Annotated in this window: 15 protein-coding genes; 5 read left to right on the top strand and 10 right to left on the bottom strand. The window is 61.5% G+C overall.

Annotation, left to right across the window (positions count from 1 at the left end; all coding sequences use genetic code 11):
- Position 1: 1 nt before the first annotated feature.
- Genes AC1DY9_RS10225 through AC1DY9_RS10210 form a run of 4 tightly spaced genes read left to right on the top strand, consistent with a single transcriptional unit; the run spans position 2 to position 4,438 of the window.
- Complete coding sequence (locus AC1DY9_RS10225) at positions 2 to 1,234, top strand: glycosyltransferase family 9 protein (RefSeq protein ID WP_477666454.1); 1,233 nt, start codon at positions 2 to 4, stop codon at positions 1,232 to 1,234.
- A 10-nt stretch (positions 1,235 to 1,244) separates the two neighbouring features.
- Positions 1,245 to 1,784 carry a GtrA family protein gene (locus AC1DY9_RS10220; protein WP_457281441.1) on the top strand — a complete coding sequence of 180 codons (540 nt, stop codon included), beginning with the start codon at positions 1,245 to 1,247 and terminating at the stop codon, positions 1,782 to 1,784.
- The gene (locus AC1DY9_RS10215; RefSeq protein WP_477666453.1) at positions 1,771 to 3,570 is read left to right on the top strand and encodes an ArnT family glycosyltransferase; all 1,800 of its coding nucleotides are present in this window, start codon (positions 1,771 to 1,773) and stop codon (positions 3,568 to 3,570) included. Before AC1DY9_RS10220 ends, AC1DY9_RS10215 begins: the two co-directional genes overlap by 14 nt.
- A gap of 55 nt (positions 3,571 to 3,625) precedes the next feature.
- On the top strand, positions 3,626 to 4,438 hold the full coding sequence (locus AC1DY9_RS10210; RefSeq protein WP_457281443.1) for a YiiX/YebB-like N1pC/P60 family cysteine hydrolase: 813 nt from the start codon (positions 3,626 to 3,628) through the stop codon (positions 4,436 to 4,438).
- A 47-nt stretch (positions 4,439 to 4,485) separates the two neighbouring features.
- Here AC1DY9_RS10210 and AC1DY9_RS10205 read toward each other — a convergent pair whose 3' ends face one another.
- Positions 4,486 to 4,959, bottom strand: a complete 474-nt coding sequence (locus AC1DY9_RS10205) for a hypothetical protein (protein ID WP_457281444.1) — start codon at positions 4,957 to 4,959, stop codon at positions 4,486 to 4,488.
- Positions 4,960 to 5,212: 253 nt separating this feature from the next.
- On the opposite strand from AC1DY9_RS10205, the gene AC1DY9_RS10200 reads away from it, so the two are divergent.
- Positions 5,213 to 6,217, top strand: coding sequence for an aldo/keto reductase (locus tag AC1DY9_RS10200; RefSeq protein WP_457281445.1), 1,005 nt, complete (start codon positions 5,213 to 5,215; stop codon positions 6,215 to 6,217).
- 47 nt (positions 6,218 to 6,264) lie between these two features.
- Here AC1DY9_RS10200 and AC1DY9_RS10195 read toward each other — a convergent pair whose 3' ends face one another.
- From AC1DY9_RS10195 to AC1DY9_RS10155, 9 genes are all read right to left on the bottom strand, one after another.
- On the bottom strand, positions 6,265 to 7,683 hold the full coding sequence (locus tag AC1DY9_RS10195) for an FAD-binding oxidoreductase (RefSeq protein WP_477666452.1): 1,419 nt from the start codon (positions 7,681 to 7,683) through the stop codon (positions 6,265 to 6,267).
- The gene (locus tag AC1DY9_RS10190) at positions 7,683 to 8,711 is read right to left on the bottom strand and encodes a serine endopeptidase (protein WP_457281447.1); all 1,029 of its coding nucleotides are present in this window, start codon (positions 8,709 to 8,711) and stop codon (positions 7,683 to 7,685) included. Before AC1DY9_RS10190 ends, AC1DY9_RS10195 begins: the two co-directional genes overlap by 1 nt.
- Positions 8,712 to 8,741: 30 nt before the next feature.
- Positions 8,742 to 9,557, bottom strand: a complete 816-nt coding sequence (locus AC1DY9_RS10185) for a DUF2145 domain-containing protein (RefSeq protein WP_477666451.1) — start codon at positions 9,555 to 9,557, stop codon at positions 8,742 to 8,744.
- 13 nt (positions 9,558 to 9,570) lie between these two features.
- Positions 9,571 to 10,029 (bottom strand): hypothetical protein, encoded by a 459-nt coding sequence (locus AC1DY9_RS10180; protein WP_477666450.1) that lies wholly within the window; start codon positions 10,027 to 10,029, stop codon positions 9,571 to 9,573.
- Positions 10,030 to 10,059: 30 nt separating this feature from the next.
- Positions 10,060 to 10,524 (bottom strand): YiaA/YiaB family inner membrane protein, encoded by a 465-nt coding sequence (locus AC1DY9_RS10175; RefSeq protein ID WP_457281450.1) that lies wholly within the window; start codon positions 10,522 to 10,524, stop codon positions 10,060 to 10,062.
- A 128-nt stretch (positions 10,525 to 10,652) separates the two neighbouring features.
- Positions 10,653 to 11,672, bottom strand: a complete 1,020-nt coding sequence (locus tag AC1DY9_RS10170; protein WP_457281451.1) for an alpha/beta fold hydrolase — start codon at positions 11,670 to 11,672, stop codon at positions 10,653 to 10,655.
- Positions 11,662 to 12,696 (bottom strand): hypothetical protein, encoded by a 1,035-nt coding sequence (locus AC1DY9_RS10165; protein ID WP_477666449.1) that lies wholly within the window; start codon positions 12,694 to 12,696, stop codon positions 11,662 to 11,664. The genes AC1DY9_RS10170 and AC1DY9_RS10165 overlap by 11 nt, the downstream gene beginning before the upstream one ends.
- The gene (locus AC1DY9_RS10160; RefSeq protein WP_477666448.1) at positions 12,696 to 13,574 is read right to left on the bottom strand and encodes a methyltransferase domain-containing protein; all 879 of its coding nucleotides are present in this window, start codon (positions 13,572 to 13,574) and stop codon (positions 12,696 to 12,698) included. Before AC1DY9_RS10160 ends, AC1DY9_RS10165 begins: the two co-directional genes overlap by 1 nt.
- Before the next feature lie 15 nt (positions 13,575 to 13,589).
- A complete protein-coding gene (locus AC1DY9_RS10155; RefSeq protein ID WP_457281454.1) occupies positions 13,590 to 14,966 on the bottom strand; it encodes an FAD-binding oxidoreductase in 1,377 nt (458 codons plus the stop codon).
- Positions 14,967 to 14,986 lie beyond the last annotated feature (20 nt).

Genomic DNA, 14,986 nt, shown 5'->3' with positions numbered 1-14,986 from the left:
GATGAACATCGACCTGCAACGCTGGATTGACCGCTGGGTCGGCATACCGCTGTGCGCAGCAATATCGGGCGTCGATGCCGTACTGCGGCAATTCCGCTCCGGCGCCGATCCCGCGCCGCGTGCCATCGTGGTCATTTTGCTGTCGGAGATGGGCAGCCTGGTGTTGGCCCACGACATGTTCGCACGCCTGAAGCAGCGGTATCCCGACGCGCCGCTGCATGCCCTGCTCTTCGGCAAGAACCGCGAAATCCTCGACCTCATGCAGGTGGTGGACCCGGCCAACGTGCACACGGTGGACGACAAGTCGCTGGGCGGCCTGCTGTCCAGCCTGTGGAAGGCGATTGGCGAGCTGCGGCGCGCGAATGTTGACGTGGCGATTGACTGCGAGCTGTTCTCGCGGATCAGCAGCCTGCTGTCGTATGCCAGCGGCGCGCGCATCCGCGTGGGCTTTCACCGCCACACGCAGGAAGGCCTGTACCGCGGTTCGCACATCAACCGACCCGTTCCCTACAACCCCTACCAGCACATCAGCGCGCAGTTTCTGACGCTGGCGCGCGCGATTGATTCCACGGCCGTTCCCAAGTCCAAACTGCCCGCGAATCTGGCCGCGGCAGGCACCGGAAAACCACCGCCGCACGTACAGCTGGATGCGGCGCTGGTGCCAGGCATCCGGACGCGATTGGCTCAGGACTTTCCCGCGATTGCCGGCAAGCCTCTCGTGCTGGTCTACCCGGGCGGGGGCATCTTGCCGATACGCGCCTGGCCATTGGCTTCCTACACCGCCTTGTGTGAAGGCCTGGTGGCCGACGGCTGCGCCGTGGCCGTGATCGGCCTGAAAGACGACCAGGCACTGGCGCAGCAGCTGGTGGCCAATGTGCAGGCTGCCTTCCCGGGCAGCCCCGTGATTGACCTGACTGGCTATACGCGATCCATTTCCGAACTGCTGGCGCTCTTTCATGTGGCAAGCCTGCTGGTCACCAACGACGGCGGGCCCGGGCAGTTCGCGGCGCTCACGCCTATCTGGACACTGATGCTGTTTGGCCCCGAGACCCCGGGCCTGTATGCGCCGCTTACACCGCAGTGCCATTCCTTTTACAGCCAGTGGCCATGCTCGCCTTGCCTCACTGCCTATAACCACCGCTCGTCCTATTGCGACGGCGACAACCAGTGCCTCAAGGTCATTGCGCCCGAAGCCGTACTGGCCAAGGCGCGCGAGTGCCTGGCAACGCCCTGACCTCATTCCGATGACAACACTCCGATCCATAGCAGAGGCTCTTGTCAGCCGCCTGCCTGAGCGCCTGCAACCCATGGCGCGCTGGCGTTTCATCAAGTTCGGCGTGGTGGGCGCCAGCGGCACGGTGGTGAATGTCGCCGTGCTGTATGTTGCCCAGGAATTCCTGTTCAGCCACATTGCCGACTTCCATTCCCGGCTGAACTACTCCATCGCGCTGGCGATCACGGTCGCCACCATCAGCAATTTTTACTGGAACCGGCGGCTGACCTGGCGCGACCGCAAGCATGAGGTGCACCACTCGGCACTTTTCCTTTTTTCAAAGTACGTGATGGCGGCTGGCCTGGCCATCGTGCTGCAGTCTCTACTGACCAAATGGCTGGCCCTGTACATGCACTATCTGCTGGCCAATGTGCTGGCGATTGTCTTGTCCAGCGTGTGTAATTTTGTGGCCAATGACCGCATGACATTTCGCCGCCGGCGCGCGAAAATCGTGGCCCCTGATGCCGATGGCGCTGCGCCGCCATCCACCGATATCCATGACAAGTCTTGAGTCCCTGAAAAACCGCGTCCCGGCCCACCGCATCTGGATAGCGCTGGCGCTGCTGGTCGCGCTGGCTTACCTGTTTGGCCTTGCCGGTGACCACATTCCGCGAAATGGCGATGAGCTGGTCTATGCCCATATCGCCCGGCTGACGGCTGCGACCGGCAAGTGGCTTCCGCTGGTCAGCTCCTACGATTTCATGCGCAACACCAAGCCACCCGTGCTGTTTTGGCAGGCGATGGTCGCCGGCGGATGGGGCGGGCACTGGACGCTCCTCAACCTGCGCCTGCCGAGTGTGGTCTATACGTGGGCAATTTCGCTCATGGTCGGGCTGCTGACCTGGAAGATCGTTCGCAACACGGCTACCGGCACTGTCGCAGAAGAGCCGGTCAGCCATGCCGCTTCAACCGACAGCAGCCGCCATGCCCTGACGATGGGCGCCATCGCGACCATCGTGTACCTGTCGTTCTTCAGCACCTACCGCTATGGCAGGCCCTACCTCACCAGTGCACCCGAAACTTTCTGGCTGTTTGGCGTGTTGTTTGCCGTTGCCTGGGCGCCGGCAAAGTTGCTGGCCTCTCGCTGGAAATTTCCATTGCTCGCCGGCCTGGCCGTCGGCATAGGCTGCCTCTACAAATCGTTTGTCATGGTGGTGCCGGTCGGGTTCGGCCTGGCCTTGTGTTACCAGATGCTGGGTGCGCAAAAAGCCCCTTGGGCAATTTCCCGGCCCGGCATCGTCGCCGACGGCATCAAGGTCACAGCCATCTGCGTGCTGGCACTTGCAATCTTCGGATTGTGGTTTGCCATCGACCCGCAACCAGGAGAAGTCTGGCGCGAGTTCGTCGTCGGCGAAAACGCCGGCAAGATGAACTCGTCCAAGGGCTACTTCGCCATCGCGTTCAGCGGCAGCAGCGGCGTGTTGACGATATTGACGGGTTACTTCTCCAACGCCCTTTTCCTCCTACCCGTCGCCGTGGGCTGCTTTGTGGCGGCGTGGCGCGCCTGGCGGCAGCGCAAGGGCACTGGCAAGACCATCAGCGATGCAGAAAAAGCCATGTGGCTCTGGATGCTGGCCTTTGCGCTGGTGTTCATGGTGCCCACCCAGCGCTCCACCCGCTACCTGATCCCCGCCATGCCGGCGCTGGCCGTAGTGATCGCGTTGTACTGGGAGCGCATCTCGCGCATCTGGTTCAGCCTGACCTTGCTGATCTGCCTGGGCGGCGCGCTGGCCATGGGACTGATCGGCTTTGGCGGTGTGCGGGCCACACAGAATGCCGGACTGTACTCATCGCTCTACTGGCTCTTTATTGGGGCTCTGGCCGTGGCCTGCATTGCGGGCATGATCAGACGTGAGCTGACGCGCCCGGTCGCTGCGCTGAGCAGCTTCGCCGTACTCTTTGCGCTCGCATGGGTGACCTTGCCCTTCAATGGCGACATGGGCCACTTCCGACCCGAGACCGACGCATTGCTCAAAGGCCAGTCCGTGTCGGTGCCGAGCAACTTCAACGGGCACTTTGAGCGCTACGAGTTCATCATTCCGGGTGCCAAAATCGTTCCCTACTTTGCCGCGCAACCGGTGGACTACGAGGACGTGGATGCCCTGTTCAAGAACACGCGCTACGCCCTGGTGCAGCGCCGTGCCGGGCAAAAGCCCTGCGACGGTTGCCGCATCATCGACCAGCGCTGGGACCTGCGCTCACGGCAGGACGAAAAAGAAGGCACGCTGGGCGCGTTCAAGTCGCCCGAAACCTTCTGGTACGCCCGAGAATACCTGGTCGAGCGCGCCGCGCCCTGAGCGCCCGCTGCTTGTTTTGTTCATTCCAACCCCGTATTTGACTGGAGCCCTGCGCATGCCGAAAACCTCACCGCAGGCCACGATGGCCCGACTGCTGTCCCTGGTGACTGTCCTGGGCAGCTTGCTCCTTGCGCTTGGCGGCTGCGCCACGGCCATCAAGCCGCATGCGGAGACGGGTGCGCCTATGCTGGGTTTTCAGAACATGGCCCTGAACCCGGGCAATGGTGGAGAGCTGATCAGGCCCGACGTCCTGCTACCGGGCGACATCATCCTCACCGCTGAAAACGGCATCAACTCGGTGGGCATTCGCCTGATCACGCTATCGCCGGTCAGCCATGCTGCGATATATATGGGCAACCGGCAGATCGCTGAAGCCGTGGGCTCGGGTATTCGCGTGCGCAGCGTGGACGCGCTGCTCAATGATGAGGCGACGGTGGTGGCGTTTCGCCATCCCGACCTCACCGCCGAACAGGCCATCAAGATCAACACCTTCGCTGCCAGCCATGAAGGCAAGAAATACAACTATGTCGGCGTGATGCTGCAGGCGCCTTTCGCGCTGGAGCGCCGCATGTGCGAGCTGCCGCTGGTACCTTCCATGGTGCGCGACTTCTGTATTCGCGGCATCGCAGCCGTGCAGCTGGGGCTGGGTCGCAATGACCAGTTCTTCTGTTCGCAATTCATCCTGGAGGCCTACCGCAGCGCCGGCCTGCCGCTGACCGACGCCGACCCCCGGCTGATCAACCCCGGCGACCTGCTGCACATGCGGGAGGGCGATGTGCCCTCCATCATGATTCACAAGCCGCTGCGGTATGTGGGGCACCTCAAGGCGGCGCCCCAGATCGTCGCCGTCGAGCAGATGCAGCAGTAACCGGCGCCGCTGTTGCGGTCGTTATGGCGACGGCCATTTCAGTTGATTCAACCGCCGATGTGCATCGTGAACTGCGCGCCGTTGGAGAGCTTGCACTGCCCCGTCCCCATCGTTGACGAGTTCATCTGGTAGCGGCAACTGATATAGCTGCCCCGGCTGCCGGAGCCGTTGGCCACCCCTTCGCGCGTTGAAGAGCCTGCGATGCGCGTAGCTTCCCCGTTAAAGCTTTCACCGTTGATGTTGGTGGTGAAGGTGCCGCGCCCGTTCATGTCATTGGTCACCACCGCGCCCACCATGCCGTAGGCCTGGGCGGTGTCGTTCGCCGGGTACAGCCGCGCCGCAAAGGTCGTGCTTGCCGGCATGGCCGGTGTGACATACACCGTGGAGGAAACCGGCGGATGGCCGGGTTGGACCGGCACGACGTAGCAGCCCGTCAGGGCAGTGGCACCCAACACCGCAGCGGCCAAAGCCGTGCGACGCGTCAGGCGTGACAGGGAGAACAGGGAGGAATCGATCTTCATAAATAACCCGAAGGCCCAAGCACATGCTTGTAGAGGCAGTGTGGAGCGGAATGCCCTAAAAGTTTCGTTTAAAGATACAAGATCATTAAATTAGTACGATTAGCATCAAATAAGGATACCTCACCGAAAACCGACATATAAACAGCAGGTCTTCATGGCGGGGGCCGCAGTCACCAAATAGCCGACGTGCAGCGCAAAGATTCAGGCTCAGGCACCATCAGCGATCCTGCCCACTTTTTCTGCAAAGATGACCATGCAATACCGCCGCCTTGGAAACAGCAACCTCAAAGTCTCCGTCCTGTGCCTGGGCACCATGATGTTCGGCAAGCAGACGCCGTTTGAAGAAGCAGGGCGCATCGTGGCGTCGGCGCGCGAGCACGGGCTCAACTTCATCGACACGGCCGATGTCTACAACCAGGGCCAGTCCGAAAAAGACCTGGGCAAGCTGCTCGCGGGCCAGCGGAACCACTGGGTGTTGGCCAGCAAGCTGGGCAACCCTGTCAGCGAGGCAATCAATGAAGGCCACTACTCCCGCCGCTGGCTGGTGCAGGAAACGGAGGCCATCCTGGCCAGGTTGCAAACCGACTACCTGGACATTCTTTACCTGCACCGTGACTACCATGACGCCAACCTGGAGGAGGCGGTGCGTGCGCTGGGCGACCTGATCCGCGTGGGCAAGATCCGCAGCTTCGGCCTGTCCAATTTCAGGGGATGGCGCATTGCCGAGGTGGTGCACCTGTGCAAAGCGCTGGGCGTGCCGCAACCCGTGGTGTGCCAGCCGTACTACAACCTGCTCAACCGCGGCCCGGAGGTTGAAATCCTGCCGGCCTGCGGCCACTACGGCATGGGAGTGGTGCCTTACAGCCCGCTGGCGCGCGGCGTGCTGACCGGCAAGTACCCGCCAGGCCAGCCGCCGGCCGAAGGCACGCGCGCGGGCAGCGGCGACAAGCGCATCCTTGAGACCGAATTCCGCGAAGAGTCACTCGTTATCGCGCAGAAGATCAAGGCGCGCTGCGAAGCCCGGGGACAAGTGCCCGGCCAGTTCGCCGCAGCCTGGGTGCTGGCCAATCCACTGATCAGTTCGGTCATCGTCGGCCCGCGCACCCTGTCGCACCTGGAGGATGTGTATGGTGCGGTGGAACTTGTGCTGGACAAGGACGACGAAACCTTTATTGATGATCTGGTCGTGCCCGGCCACGCGTCCAGCCACGGCTACAACGACCCGGGTTACCCATTTTTTGGGCGGCCGATGGCCTGAGTCGAGGAACCTGCGGCTTCTGTCGGCCTTTCGGGAACGGCTTCACATCAGATCTGGTACTGCGACCACAAAGCATTCGTGAACCGCGACGCGCCAATATGCTCACGCAACTTGCTGAACCTTGGCGCCTGAGGGTAAGCACGAAGAAATTGTTCCTTTGTCGCGTGCAGCTGATACGGCAGGTAGTAGGTACCTTCATGTGCCAAGGCCAGATCGATCATTGAGCGAGTCCATTGCGCAGCGTGTCGCTGCGCATAGACCGACATGCCCTGCTTATAGTAAATCACGAAAGAAAATACATCTTGCCGCGCCCAAGCCATCAGTACCGCATGATCAGGCGGCGAGTGGCGTATTGAAACATTCACCGTTCCCGTAGGAATCGTTTGCAAGATGTCTGCCATCTTTCGCGCGAAGCTCGTGAAGTGGCGCTCCGGAACAAAATACTCTTGCAAAACATAAGTGGAAAAATCCCGGCTCGCTGGCTCCAGCTGCGCAACGTCAAGGCTGGCTTCATAATTGCGCCACACCACGGCCGGGGTATCTTCGATGGAAGTAGCGGCTTTTCCCCGGAGCAAAGCTCCGCCAGGCAACTCCGTCATGGCCCAGAAGAAAAATTTCTCTTTCGTGTAGGGGCGACCCGGCGGCGTCAGCCGCTCCTGGATGGTCAAGGGCTTGTCGGTGCGTGACCACGTGACGCAATGCGGATAGCCAAACCGGTCCGGGAATAAATCGGCGTTGTGCAACAACACGTTCGGGTCAGACTGGATCTTCTCGCGGAACCAGCCCGGATAGTCTTCAATGGAAATGCGGTTCGTTGATCTTTCTATGCGAAAGTTTTCATCGAGATTGAGTTCAATCTCCGTGACGACGCCAACCCCTCCATATCCGCCAATGGCGGCATGAAAAAGTTCTGAATTGATTTGCCTGCTGGCTTCAACCACCTCACCGTCAGGCAAAACGATCTGCAGGGCCCTGACGGAACGGCTCACAGGCCCGTGCCCGACATAACGCCCATGGCAATTCACCGACACCGAACCTCCCACCGTGAAACTGGCGTAGCTCTGCATGGTCTGGACCGCCAGCCCCTGCGGGTCGATGATTGTTTGCAAGTCGCGCCACCGCATACCGGCCTGGACTCTGGCGGTTCGTTTGGCAGGGTCGAATTTCACCACTGCATTCATGGAGCGCATATCCAGTTGCAGTCCGCCTTGAATTGCGGTTTGTCCACCCATGCTGAATCTGCCGCCGCCGACACTCACGCGGCCTTGCCATTTTTTTAAAGCCTGCCGGACATCATCGGACCCACGAATTTCCGCGATCCCGGCCACCGTCACAGAACTCAGATGCGTGACATTGCACACACTCAACGGATCGACCGGGCATTTCGCCTCGGCATTCAGTTGCGTCAGCGCAGCACCACCCGCGATTGCCGATAGCGCCCTCCTGCGCGATGGGTCAAAGCGCATTAGCTGGCACCGCAGGAATGGCAGAACCTGGCGAACGCGCTCTTGCGCGTGGAGCACTTCGCACAATGGTCGAACAGGCCAATGCCGCAGTGCGGACAGAAGTCAATCACCGGATTTTTCAGATCCACCACCCGCTCACAGCCCGGACACACGCCTTTGGAAAGCCTTGTCAGCGCCGTGTCGTAGCTCAGTTCCTCGCGGCGTTGCACGTTCGGCAGCTGCTCGATCAGCTTCTGCTTTTCCAGGTATCGGTTCAGCGAAACAATGGCCTGCCGGCCCACCAGCGCCGTGACGACAATGCCCACGATATAACGCACATAACCACCGTAGCTAGGCAGGTAAGGCACCAGCTCGACGAAGAAGGCAAACACAGCAAAGAAGATAAAACCCCACACAAAGGGCCAGTAAGTCGTCTCGCGCTTTTTCGCAAACAGCCAGCCGGCCGCCACCAGCAACGGGAGAGTCAGGGCCAGGCGATACAGAAAGACGCGCAGTTCCACACGCCGGTATTCGGCGTTGAGTTGCACCTGGGCAGCCTCTTCCATCTCCGCCAGCTTGCGGCGTTCGCGCGTCGCACCCTGCCGGGCATCCAGTGCCGCCTGCTGCTGAGCTTCTACGGCGACGCCCGCCGCGCGTTCACGGTCTTTCAGCCCGTCCAGCGCCCGCGTACGCGACAGCAACTCGGTGTCCTGTTCAGCCAGTTGCGTGGCACGCCGTGTAGACAGCCAGTTGTCGAAGGTTTCACGCGCTGCGGCCGAATCCGCCTGGGCTGCCCGGCGTTTAAGCTGGGCTTGCTCCAGCGCGGTTTGCGCGTCACGCTCGGCCCGCTCGGCCGTTTTGATGGTGCCGCGCAGCGCATTGCTGGCCGTGGCGTCCATGTAGTCGTCGACCGAGAGCTGCTTCTCGACTTTCGGCAAATCGCCGACCACCGTGCCACCCAAACCGATCAGGAAACCGGCAAACACCAAAGCCACCAGCCAGAGGCCGCGGTGCATCCATTTTTCCGTCAATCGCAAAGTGTTGGCCATGGTTATCTCCGTTTTCTGGAAAACAGGTTTTCACAGTTTGATGACGGTCACGGGCTTGCCGGGCACCGTCATTTGTGCGCGTTGCAGCCAGTCAAACACCGAATCCACCGTGACGGTCTCAATGCGGTCAGAAAACCGTTTGTCGTTGGGATGGTCGTCAAACGCGATATTCGCCGCGGTCACGCGCCCGCCCAGGCGGGTCAAAGGGCCCAGCTTGAGCGTGGTGGGCTCGTAGCCCTTGAATTGCAGCCAGGCCTGAGCCTTCTCACGTGTGGTCACCCCGGGTTCCATCGCGGCGGCCACGGTTTCAATCGCCCATTGGTTGGACTGCTGGTACTTGCGGCCCCACACGTAGCTCACGATGCTGTAAGGCTTGTGGTGCATGGCTGTCAACCGGCCCGGGTCTTGCAGCAGCGCCAGGAGACGTGCCTGGACTTCCGGCGCAGGTGCCATCCAGGCGGCCTCGTAACGCCACAGGTCGTCCAGAAAAAACTCGCCCAATCCCTGGCGATAAACCGCCGACTCGCTGGTGCCGCACGTGTTGAGCTTGTGCACCACGCGCCAGGTCATGCCGCCCTGGCCGTCGGGCAGCTGATAGGCCAGGCCCAGATGCGAATAGCGAATGCCGTACTTGCCCAGGTCTTGGCCTGCCCGCGCCAGCACCACCACCTTCTCGCCGCTGGTATTGAGCGACGCCAGCGTCTTCTCGGCCAGTGTCATGCCGCGTTCAACGGTCTGGGAAGTGGTCTTGCGCGCTTCGCAGGAACGCCCGGCATGGACGGTTGGGGCGACGCCCAGGAAAAAAGCCGCCAGCAACAACGGCAGGAAAACTCGAGTGATTTTCATGGGGTACTCCGCCTTAATGGGTCAACCGCTCGTTGTGCAGCAACGCGCGGCCTAGCGCATTGGGAATAAAGGCAATGGCCTCTCCGGCCGCCGACAGCACCACCCCGGCACTTACCACACTGACCACCACGGCGGTGCCGACGACCATGGAAACGCCGGCAACGCCCCGGCCGACCACCTCGATGCTGGCGCGGGCACCGTCGGAGGCGCGCTCCAGCACGTACACCGTTCCCCTTGCCGTGCTCTCCACCGTTTTGACCACCAGCACCGTACCGGCCGTAGACAAAACCACAGGCACAGCGACGACTGCACCCACCGCGGCGCTGGCCGTGACTACGACGGAGGCTACCGGCAGTGCCGAGACGGCACTGAGAGCGGAAGCCTCCGATTGGGCTTGCGCATTAAAAGATGCCGTAGCACCCGCCAATATTGCGCAAACAGCTATTAAATATGTAGCAAATGACTTTTTCATGATGCGTTCCAGAAGCAGAGGTGTTGTTACTTAGTCGCTGGCCGCGTGACCGCGGGGCCCGCGGCCCATACGGGCTTCGCTCAAGTCGGCTTCGTGCCGGTCGCGCAGGGTTTTGGCCAGGGTAAAGCTGCAGGTGATCAGGTAGAGCCAGCTCACGCCCAGGAAAGCCTTGTAGGTTTCATTGATCTCCATGCGCCACAAACCCCAGCCCGTCAGCGACATCGCCAGGAAGAAGCCACCCCACACCACCAGCTTGAACATCGGGGTGTCCGTCAGCCGGCCTTCGGCCCGGCTTTGCTCCTGGTCACGCACATACTTGGCCAGCACGAAAGCGGCCGACAGGCAGAAGAAATACCCCATGATCATGAAAGCGCGGTCCAGGTCCTTGCCGGGCAGCCAGGACAAGCCCACAGCGCAAAGGAAAACTGCAATCACGAACGAGGCCCACACCTGAACCTGCCAGGGTTTGGAGTCACGGTGTATCAGCGTCTGCATAAAAACCTTGCGGTTGTTGAGGTGCCGCTACTGTGCGGGCCAACGCTGCAAAATCACGCGAGTAACGATACAGATCCTCAGCAATGATCGAAGAGTATCGAATTTTGATACTTATCCAAGGAACCGGTTCAAGGATGTCTTAGCGCCTCGGTCATGCGCATATTGAACAAGGCCGGATCCTCAATTTGCGGAATATGACCGACGCCAGGCAATACCAGCAGTCTTGATCCGGCGACCAGGCGCTGCAGGGTTTCGGCCTGGGACAGCGGCGTGATCGTGTCCTCTTGCCCCCAGACCAAGGTCAGCGGCATGGGCAGCTCGCGGAAACCTTCAGGTTTCTCGCTCAAGGACTTGCCGCTCTCGCCGGCAAATTGCGCGGCCCAGTCGCCCAGGCTGGCGGTGAAGCCGTCCAGCACGAAAGGCTGCCGATAAATTGCCGTGCGCGAAGGCGTGACGACCTCCTTGCGAGCCACGAACTGGCGCAACCAGAATTCGCTGAACAAGGGCTGAGTGCCCACCGTGGCAATCAGTGCCGTGCGCAGCGGGCGAATGCCAAAGAGGCTCGCCGCCACGCCACCGCTTTTCGCTGGTGCGGGATATTCCATCAGGCCGATTGCCGCGTCGACCAGGATGAGATGGCGCACGCGGTCGGGTTGCAGCATGGCGGCTTCGGCCGCGGGCCCGCCGCCATAGGAGTGGCCCAGCAGTGTCACCGGGCCAAGCTTCAGCGCATCAATCAAGCCGATGATGCGGCGCGCCTGTGCGTTGCGACTGTAGTCGCGCGCAGCAGGCCGCGTGCTGAAGCCGAAGGGCGGCAGGTCCACCGCAATGACGCGATAGCCGGCGGCCGCCATGGCCTTCACGTTCTGGTCCCAGGTGCCGCTCCATGCGCCGGTGCCGTGGGTCAGTACCAGGGGCGGCGCGGCCGGGTCGCCGAATTCCTGCACATACAGGTCCACGTCATGCGCATGCAGCCAGCGCCCTTCCCTGGGTGCCGCCTCACGCGGGCTGTGGTCCTCAACCCACAGCATGCGGGCCCAGGAAAAAACCACGACCAGCAACAGGCAGGCCACCAGCGCCATGAGTACGCGCCACGGGTAAATAAGCCAGGTGCGCCCTGGCTTCTGCTCTCGCCGCTTAATAGTCAAAAATGTGCTCCACCTGCAGATTGCCGGCTTGCCACTGGCGCAACGACTCGGCCAGGTGTTTGACGGGCACCGTCAACACCACCCGCTGGATGCCGGGCCGGGTGAGGATGGGTTGCCTCAGCAGTGGCGTGGCGGGGCTGGTGGGCTCCCAGGTGCCTGGCGCCAACACGCTGACCAGGATGAATGAATCATTGCCTGCGATCTCGCTGAAATTGACGCCTTGCACCGCCAATGCCTGGGCATAGCGCATGAATGCCTCATAGCGGGGGATGGTGACCAGGGCCGAACCGTCGGGCTTCGGTGAGAGCACTTTGAGTTCCGGCAGCGCGGCGTCGGCCCGCGGCACAGGCTTTGCCACCACGGCAGTGACCGGCAAGGGCGCATCGTAGATCGTCTGCGTACCCAACTTGATCAGCCGGGCATAACCCGCCTTGACCAGGTATTCGGTCGTGAGGGCAAAACGGCGTTCCCACTTGCGGACCATGTCCGGCCCGGTGAGAGGCACATCGCGCCAAAGGCCTGCCAGCGCCTTGTCGAAGTCATACAGGTACCAGGGCTCTACGCGGATAAACCGCACATAGTCCTGCGCAACGCTGGCCGCATGCCTGTCCTCGGGCGTGGGCCGGCCGGCCAGTGATTCGGCGAGCCGTCCGACGAGCGTCTCATAGGCCGACTTGAGCGCATATTCCACCGTCGTGCTGGTGCCTATCACCATGATCATCAGGTGATAGCCGGGGTTGAGGTCGAGCCCGCGGCGGCTCGTCTCGTCAAAGACGGCTTTGTAGCTTTCCCAGAACTGGCCGATGTGGCCATAAAAAGGAAAGCGGCTGGGCGCACTGGCACCTATGAACTCGCCGTACTCATAGGGGCTGAATACCAGGAACCACTCGGGATAAGTCAGCAGCGTCTGCTCGACGCCGCGCACATGCTCGGACCCCGCCACCGGCGCAGGGCCGGCGGCCGGCGCCATTCCGACAAGCGCGGCGAAGGCGCCCGCAACTGTGAGATTGCGCAGCCAGCGCATCACGCGACAGCCTCGCCGGATTTTGTGAACGCCAGCAGCACGTTGTCGGAAGGATCGTGCGCCTGCAGCTCGCGCTTGCCGCTGTCCTTCAGTCCACGTTCGCCAAGGTAAGCCACCCACTCGGCGACGGGACGGAAGTAGCGCAGCTCTCGCTGGTTGGTTTCCCATGCGCCGTTCAGGCCGGCATTGAAGACGGTGTGCACCAGCGAGACAAACGTGAACATCTCGGGCGTGGTGACGTCATGGTCGCGCAGGATGAACATGCCGCCCGGCTTGAGCACACGCACGATGGAGGCAACATAGGCATCCAGCTTGTCCAGCGGGCAGTGGTGCAGGCCGATATAGCAGGTCACCAGGTCCACGCTGGCATCGGGAATGCTCGCCGGCAGCGGGTCATAGTCGTTCATCGGCACAAAGCTGCCGATCTTGAACAGGCCGCCGCGCTCTGCGATGTCCACCGGCGAGTTGGTGGGCGCCACATCATTCACCAGGGTGACGAGGCCAGTCACCTTGATGCGCTTTTTCAGCTCGCTGATATAGCGGCCGGTGGAGCCGATCTCGACATAACCGTCAATCTGCTTTTTGTCGCCCAGCAGCCGCTGGGTCTGGTCGGCCATTTCCTTCTTCTGCTTGAAGAGTGCCGGCAACGCCAGCGTCAGGTCCGCCATGAAGGGCTTGATCTTCGGCAGTTCACGCTGGAGCCTGCGGTAAATGGCTTCATCGTTGTCGAGTTCGGCCGAGGTGTTCTTGATCAGTGTGTGAAACCGGTCCTCAGGATAAAGGCGGTAGATATTCTGCAGGAACTTGTAAAAACCGTCGTGCCAGCGGGTGACGCTGAAAACGGCGCGAAATTCCGAGACGGGTGAGGTGGTGGTCATGGCAGGTCCTGTCGTTCAGGTGTTGGAATCGTTCAGCGTGGGGTTCAATGTGGGGGCGTAGTATTTGTCCCAGAGCACATTGCGCAAGCGGAACTGCGGATCGAGCTTGCGTTTCAGGGCGAACAGCTCTTTGGCCCGCGGATAGGCGGCGTGGAACTGCTCCGGCGTTGCATGCGGCTGGTAGGGCAGGTAGTAGCTGCCGCCGACACTGATGGCCGCATCAATCAGCTCGCGCGTCCAGACCGACACGCGGTTGATGGCGTTGTCCCGGGTGCGCTGCTTGTAATAGAGGACAAACGCAAAGGTCTCACCCCGGGCCCAGGCCAGCAGGGTGCCGGGGTCGGGCCGCGCATGCCGCACCGACACGTTAAGCGCATTGACGCGATAGCGCTGCAGGATTTCCGCCATGATCGGCACGAAGTCGTCAAACCGCTCCACCGGAATGAAGTATTCCTGCAGCACATAGGTCGTGTACTTGCGCGAAGCCGGCTCAAGCTCCGCCACGTCGTAACCCGCCTCGAAGTTGCGCCAGTGCACCTTGCGGAAAAAATAGAGGAGGGGGTCGATCAGGTATTCGCGCCGCCATTTACCCAAGGGGGTCTCGGTCACGGCCCATACAAAGTAGCGGTTCACAGAGTAGGTTTCGCCGCCTTGCTGCAAACGTCTTGGCTCGGTGGTGGCTTCGTCAGTGCGCGCCCAGGTGACGGAGCGCACCTTGCGGTAATGCGGCGGGTACAGGTCGGCATTGTGAAAGACCGCGTCCTGGAAATACCTGACCTTGGCCTTGAAGTGGCTGATGTATTCGGCCGCGCTCATCTTGCGGGCCAGCCGCTTGACCTTGGTGTTGTCCGCCAGGTCCAGTTCGGCCTCAACGATCACGGCCACACCGCCATAGCCGCCGATCACAGCGTAAAAGAGTTCCGCATTGACGGAAGGCGAAGCATCCTGCACGCTACCGTCGGCCAGCACCACCCGGATCTCCCGCACCGACATCACCACTGCACCCAGGCCCATGTAGCGGCCATGGCAGTTCACACTGAGTGCGCCACCTACCGTGAAATTGGCATAGGTCTGCATGATTTTCACAGCAAGGTCGTGCGGATCGACAAAGCGCTGGATGTCGCACCAGCGAATGCCAGCCTGCACGCGTATGGTTTTCTCCATCGGCGAAAAGCGGATGATCTGGTTGAGTTCACGCATGTCCAGGTGCAGGCTGCCGGGGCTGGCAGTCTGCCCGCCCATGCTGAAATGCCCACCGCCCACCGACAGCGGGCCATCGGTACGGCGCACGGCATCGCACACCTCTTCCACGGTTTTGGGTTTGCTGATGGCCCAGACGGCAACCGGGTTGAGGCCGGTCACATCGTTCACGATCAAAGTGTTGTTGTGCATGTTGTGGTCCCGCGTCATCC

The sequence above is a fragment of the Polaromonas sp. P1_F6 genome, from assembly GCF_056405695.1.
Note: the sequence above shows the minus strand (reverse complement) of the source record. Positions and strands in the feature narration are given on the sequence as shown.

Coding starts and splice junctions, on each gene's coding strand:
- AC1DY9_RS10220 (WP_457281441.1), top strand. CDS start 1,245: ATGACAACACTCCGATCCATAGCAGAGGCTCTTGTCAGCCGCCTGCCT.
- AC1DY9_RS10215 (WP_477666453.1), top strand. CDS start 1,771: ATGACAAGTCTTGAGTCCCTGAAAAACCGCGTCCCGGCCCACCGCATC.
- AC1DY9_RS10225 (WP_477666454.1), top strand. CDS start 2: ATGAACATCGACCTGCAACGCTGGATTGACCGCTGGGTCGGCATACCG.
- AC1DY9_RS10200 (WP_457281445.1), top strand. CDS start 5,213: ATGCAATACCGCCGCCTTGGAAACAGCAACCTCAAAGTCTCCGTCCTG.
- AC1DY9_RS10195 (WP_477666452.1), bottom strand. CDS start 7,683: ATGCGCTTTGACCCATCGCGCAGGAGGGCGCTATCGGCAATCGCGGGT.
- AC1DY9_RS10205 (WP_457281444.1), bottom strand. CDS start 4,959: ATGAAGATCGATTCCTCCCTGTTCTCCCTGTCACGCCTGACGCGTCGC.
- AC1DY9_RS10210 (WP_457281443.1), top strand. CDS start 3,626: ATGCCGAAAACCTCACCGCAGGCCACGATGGCCCGACTGCTGTCCCTG.
- AC1DY9_RS10165 (WP_477666449.1), bottom strand. CDS start 12,696: ATGCGCTGGCTGCGCAATCTCACAGTTGCGGGCGCCTTCGCCGCGCTT.
- AC1DY9_RS10185 (WP_477666451.1), bottom strand. CDS start 9,557: ATGAAAATCACTCGAGTTTTCCTGCCGTTGTTGCTGGCGGCTTTTTTC.
- AC1DY9_RS10160 (WP_477666448.1), bottom strand. CDS start 13,574: ATGACCACCACCTCACCCGTCTCGGAATTTCGCGCCGTTTTCAGCGTC.
- AC1DY9_RS10175 (WP_457281450.1), bottom strand. CDS start 10,524: ATGCAGACGCTGATACACCGTGACTCCAAACCCTGGCAGGTTCAGGTG.
- AC1DY9_RS10155 (WP_457281454.1), bottom strand. CDS start 14,966: ATGCACAACAACACTTTGATCGTGAACGATGTGACCGGCCTCAACCCG.
- AC1DY9_RS10190 (WP_457281447.1), bottom strand. CDS start 8,711: ATGGCCAACACTTTGCGATTGACGGAAAAATGGATGCACCGCGGCCTC.
- AC1DY9_RS10180 (WP_477666450.1), bottom strand. CDS start 10,029: ATGAAAAAGTCATTTGCTACATATTTAATAGCTGTTTGCGCAATATTG.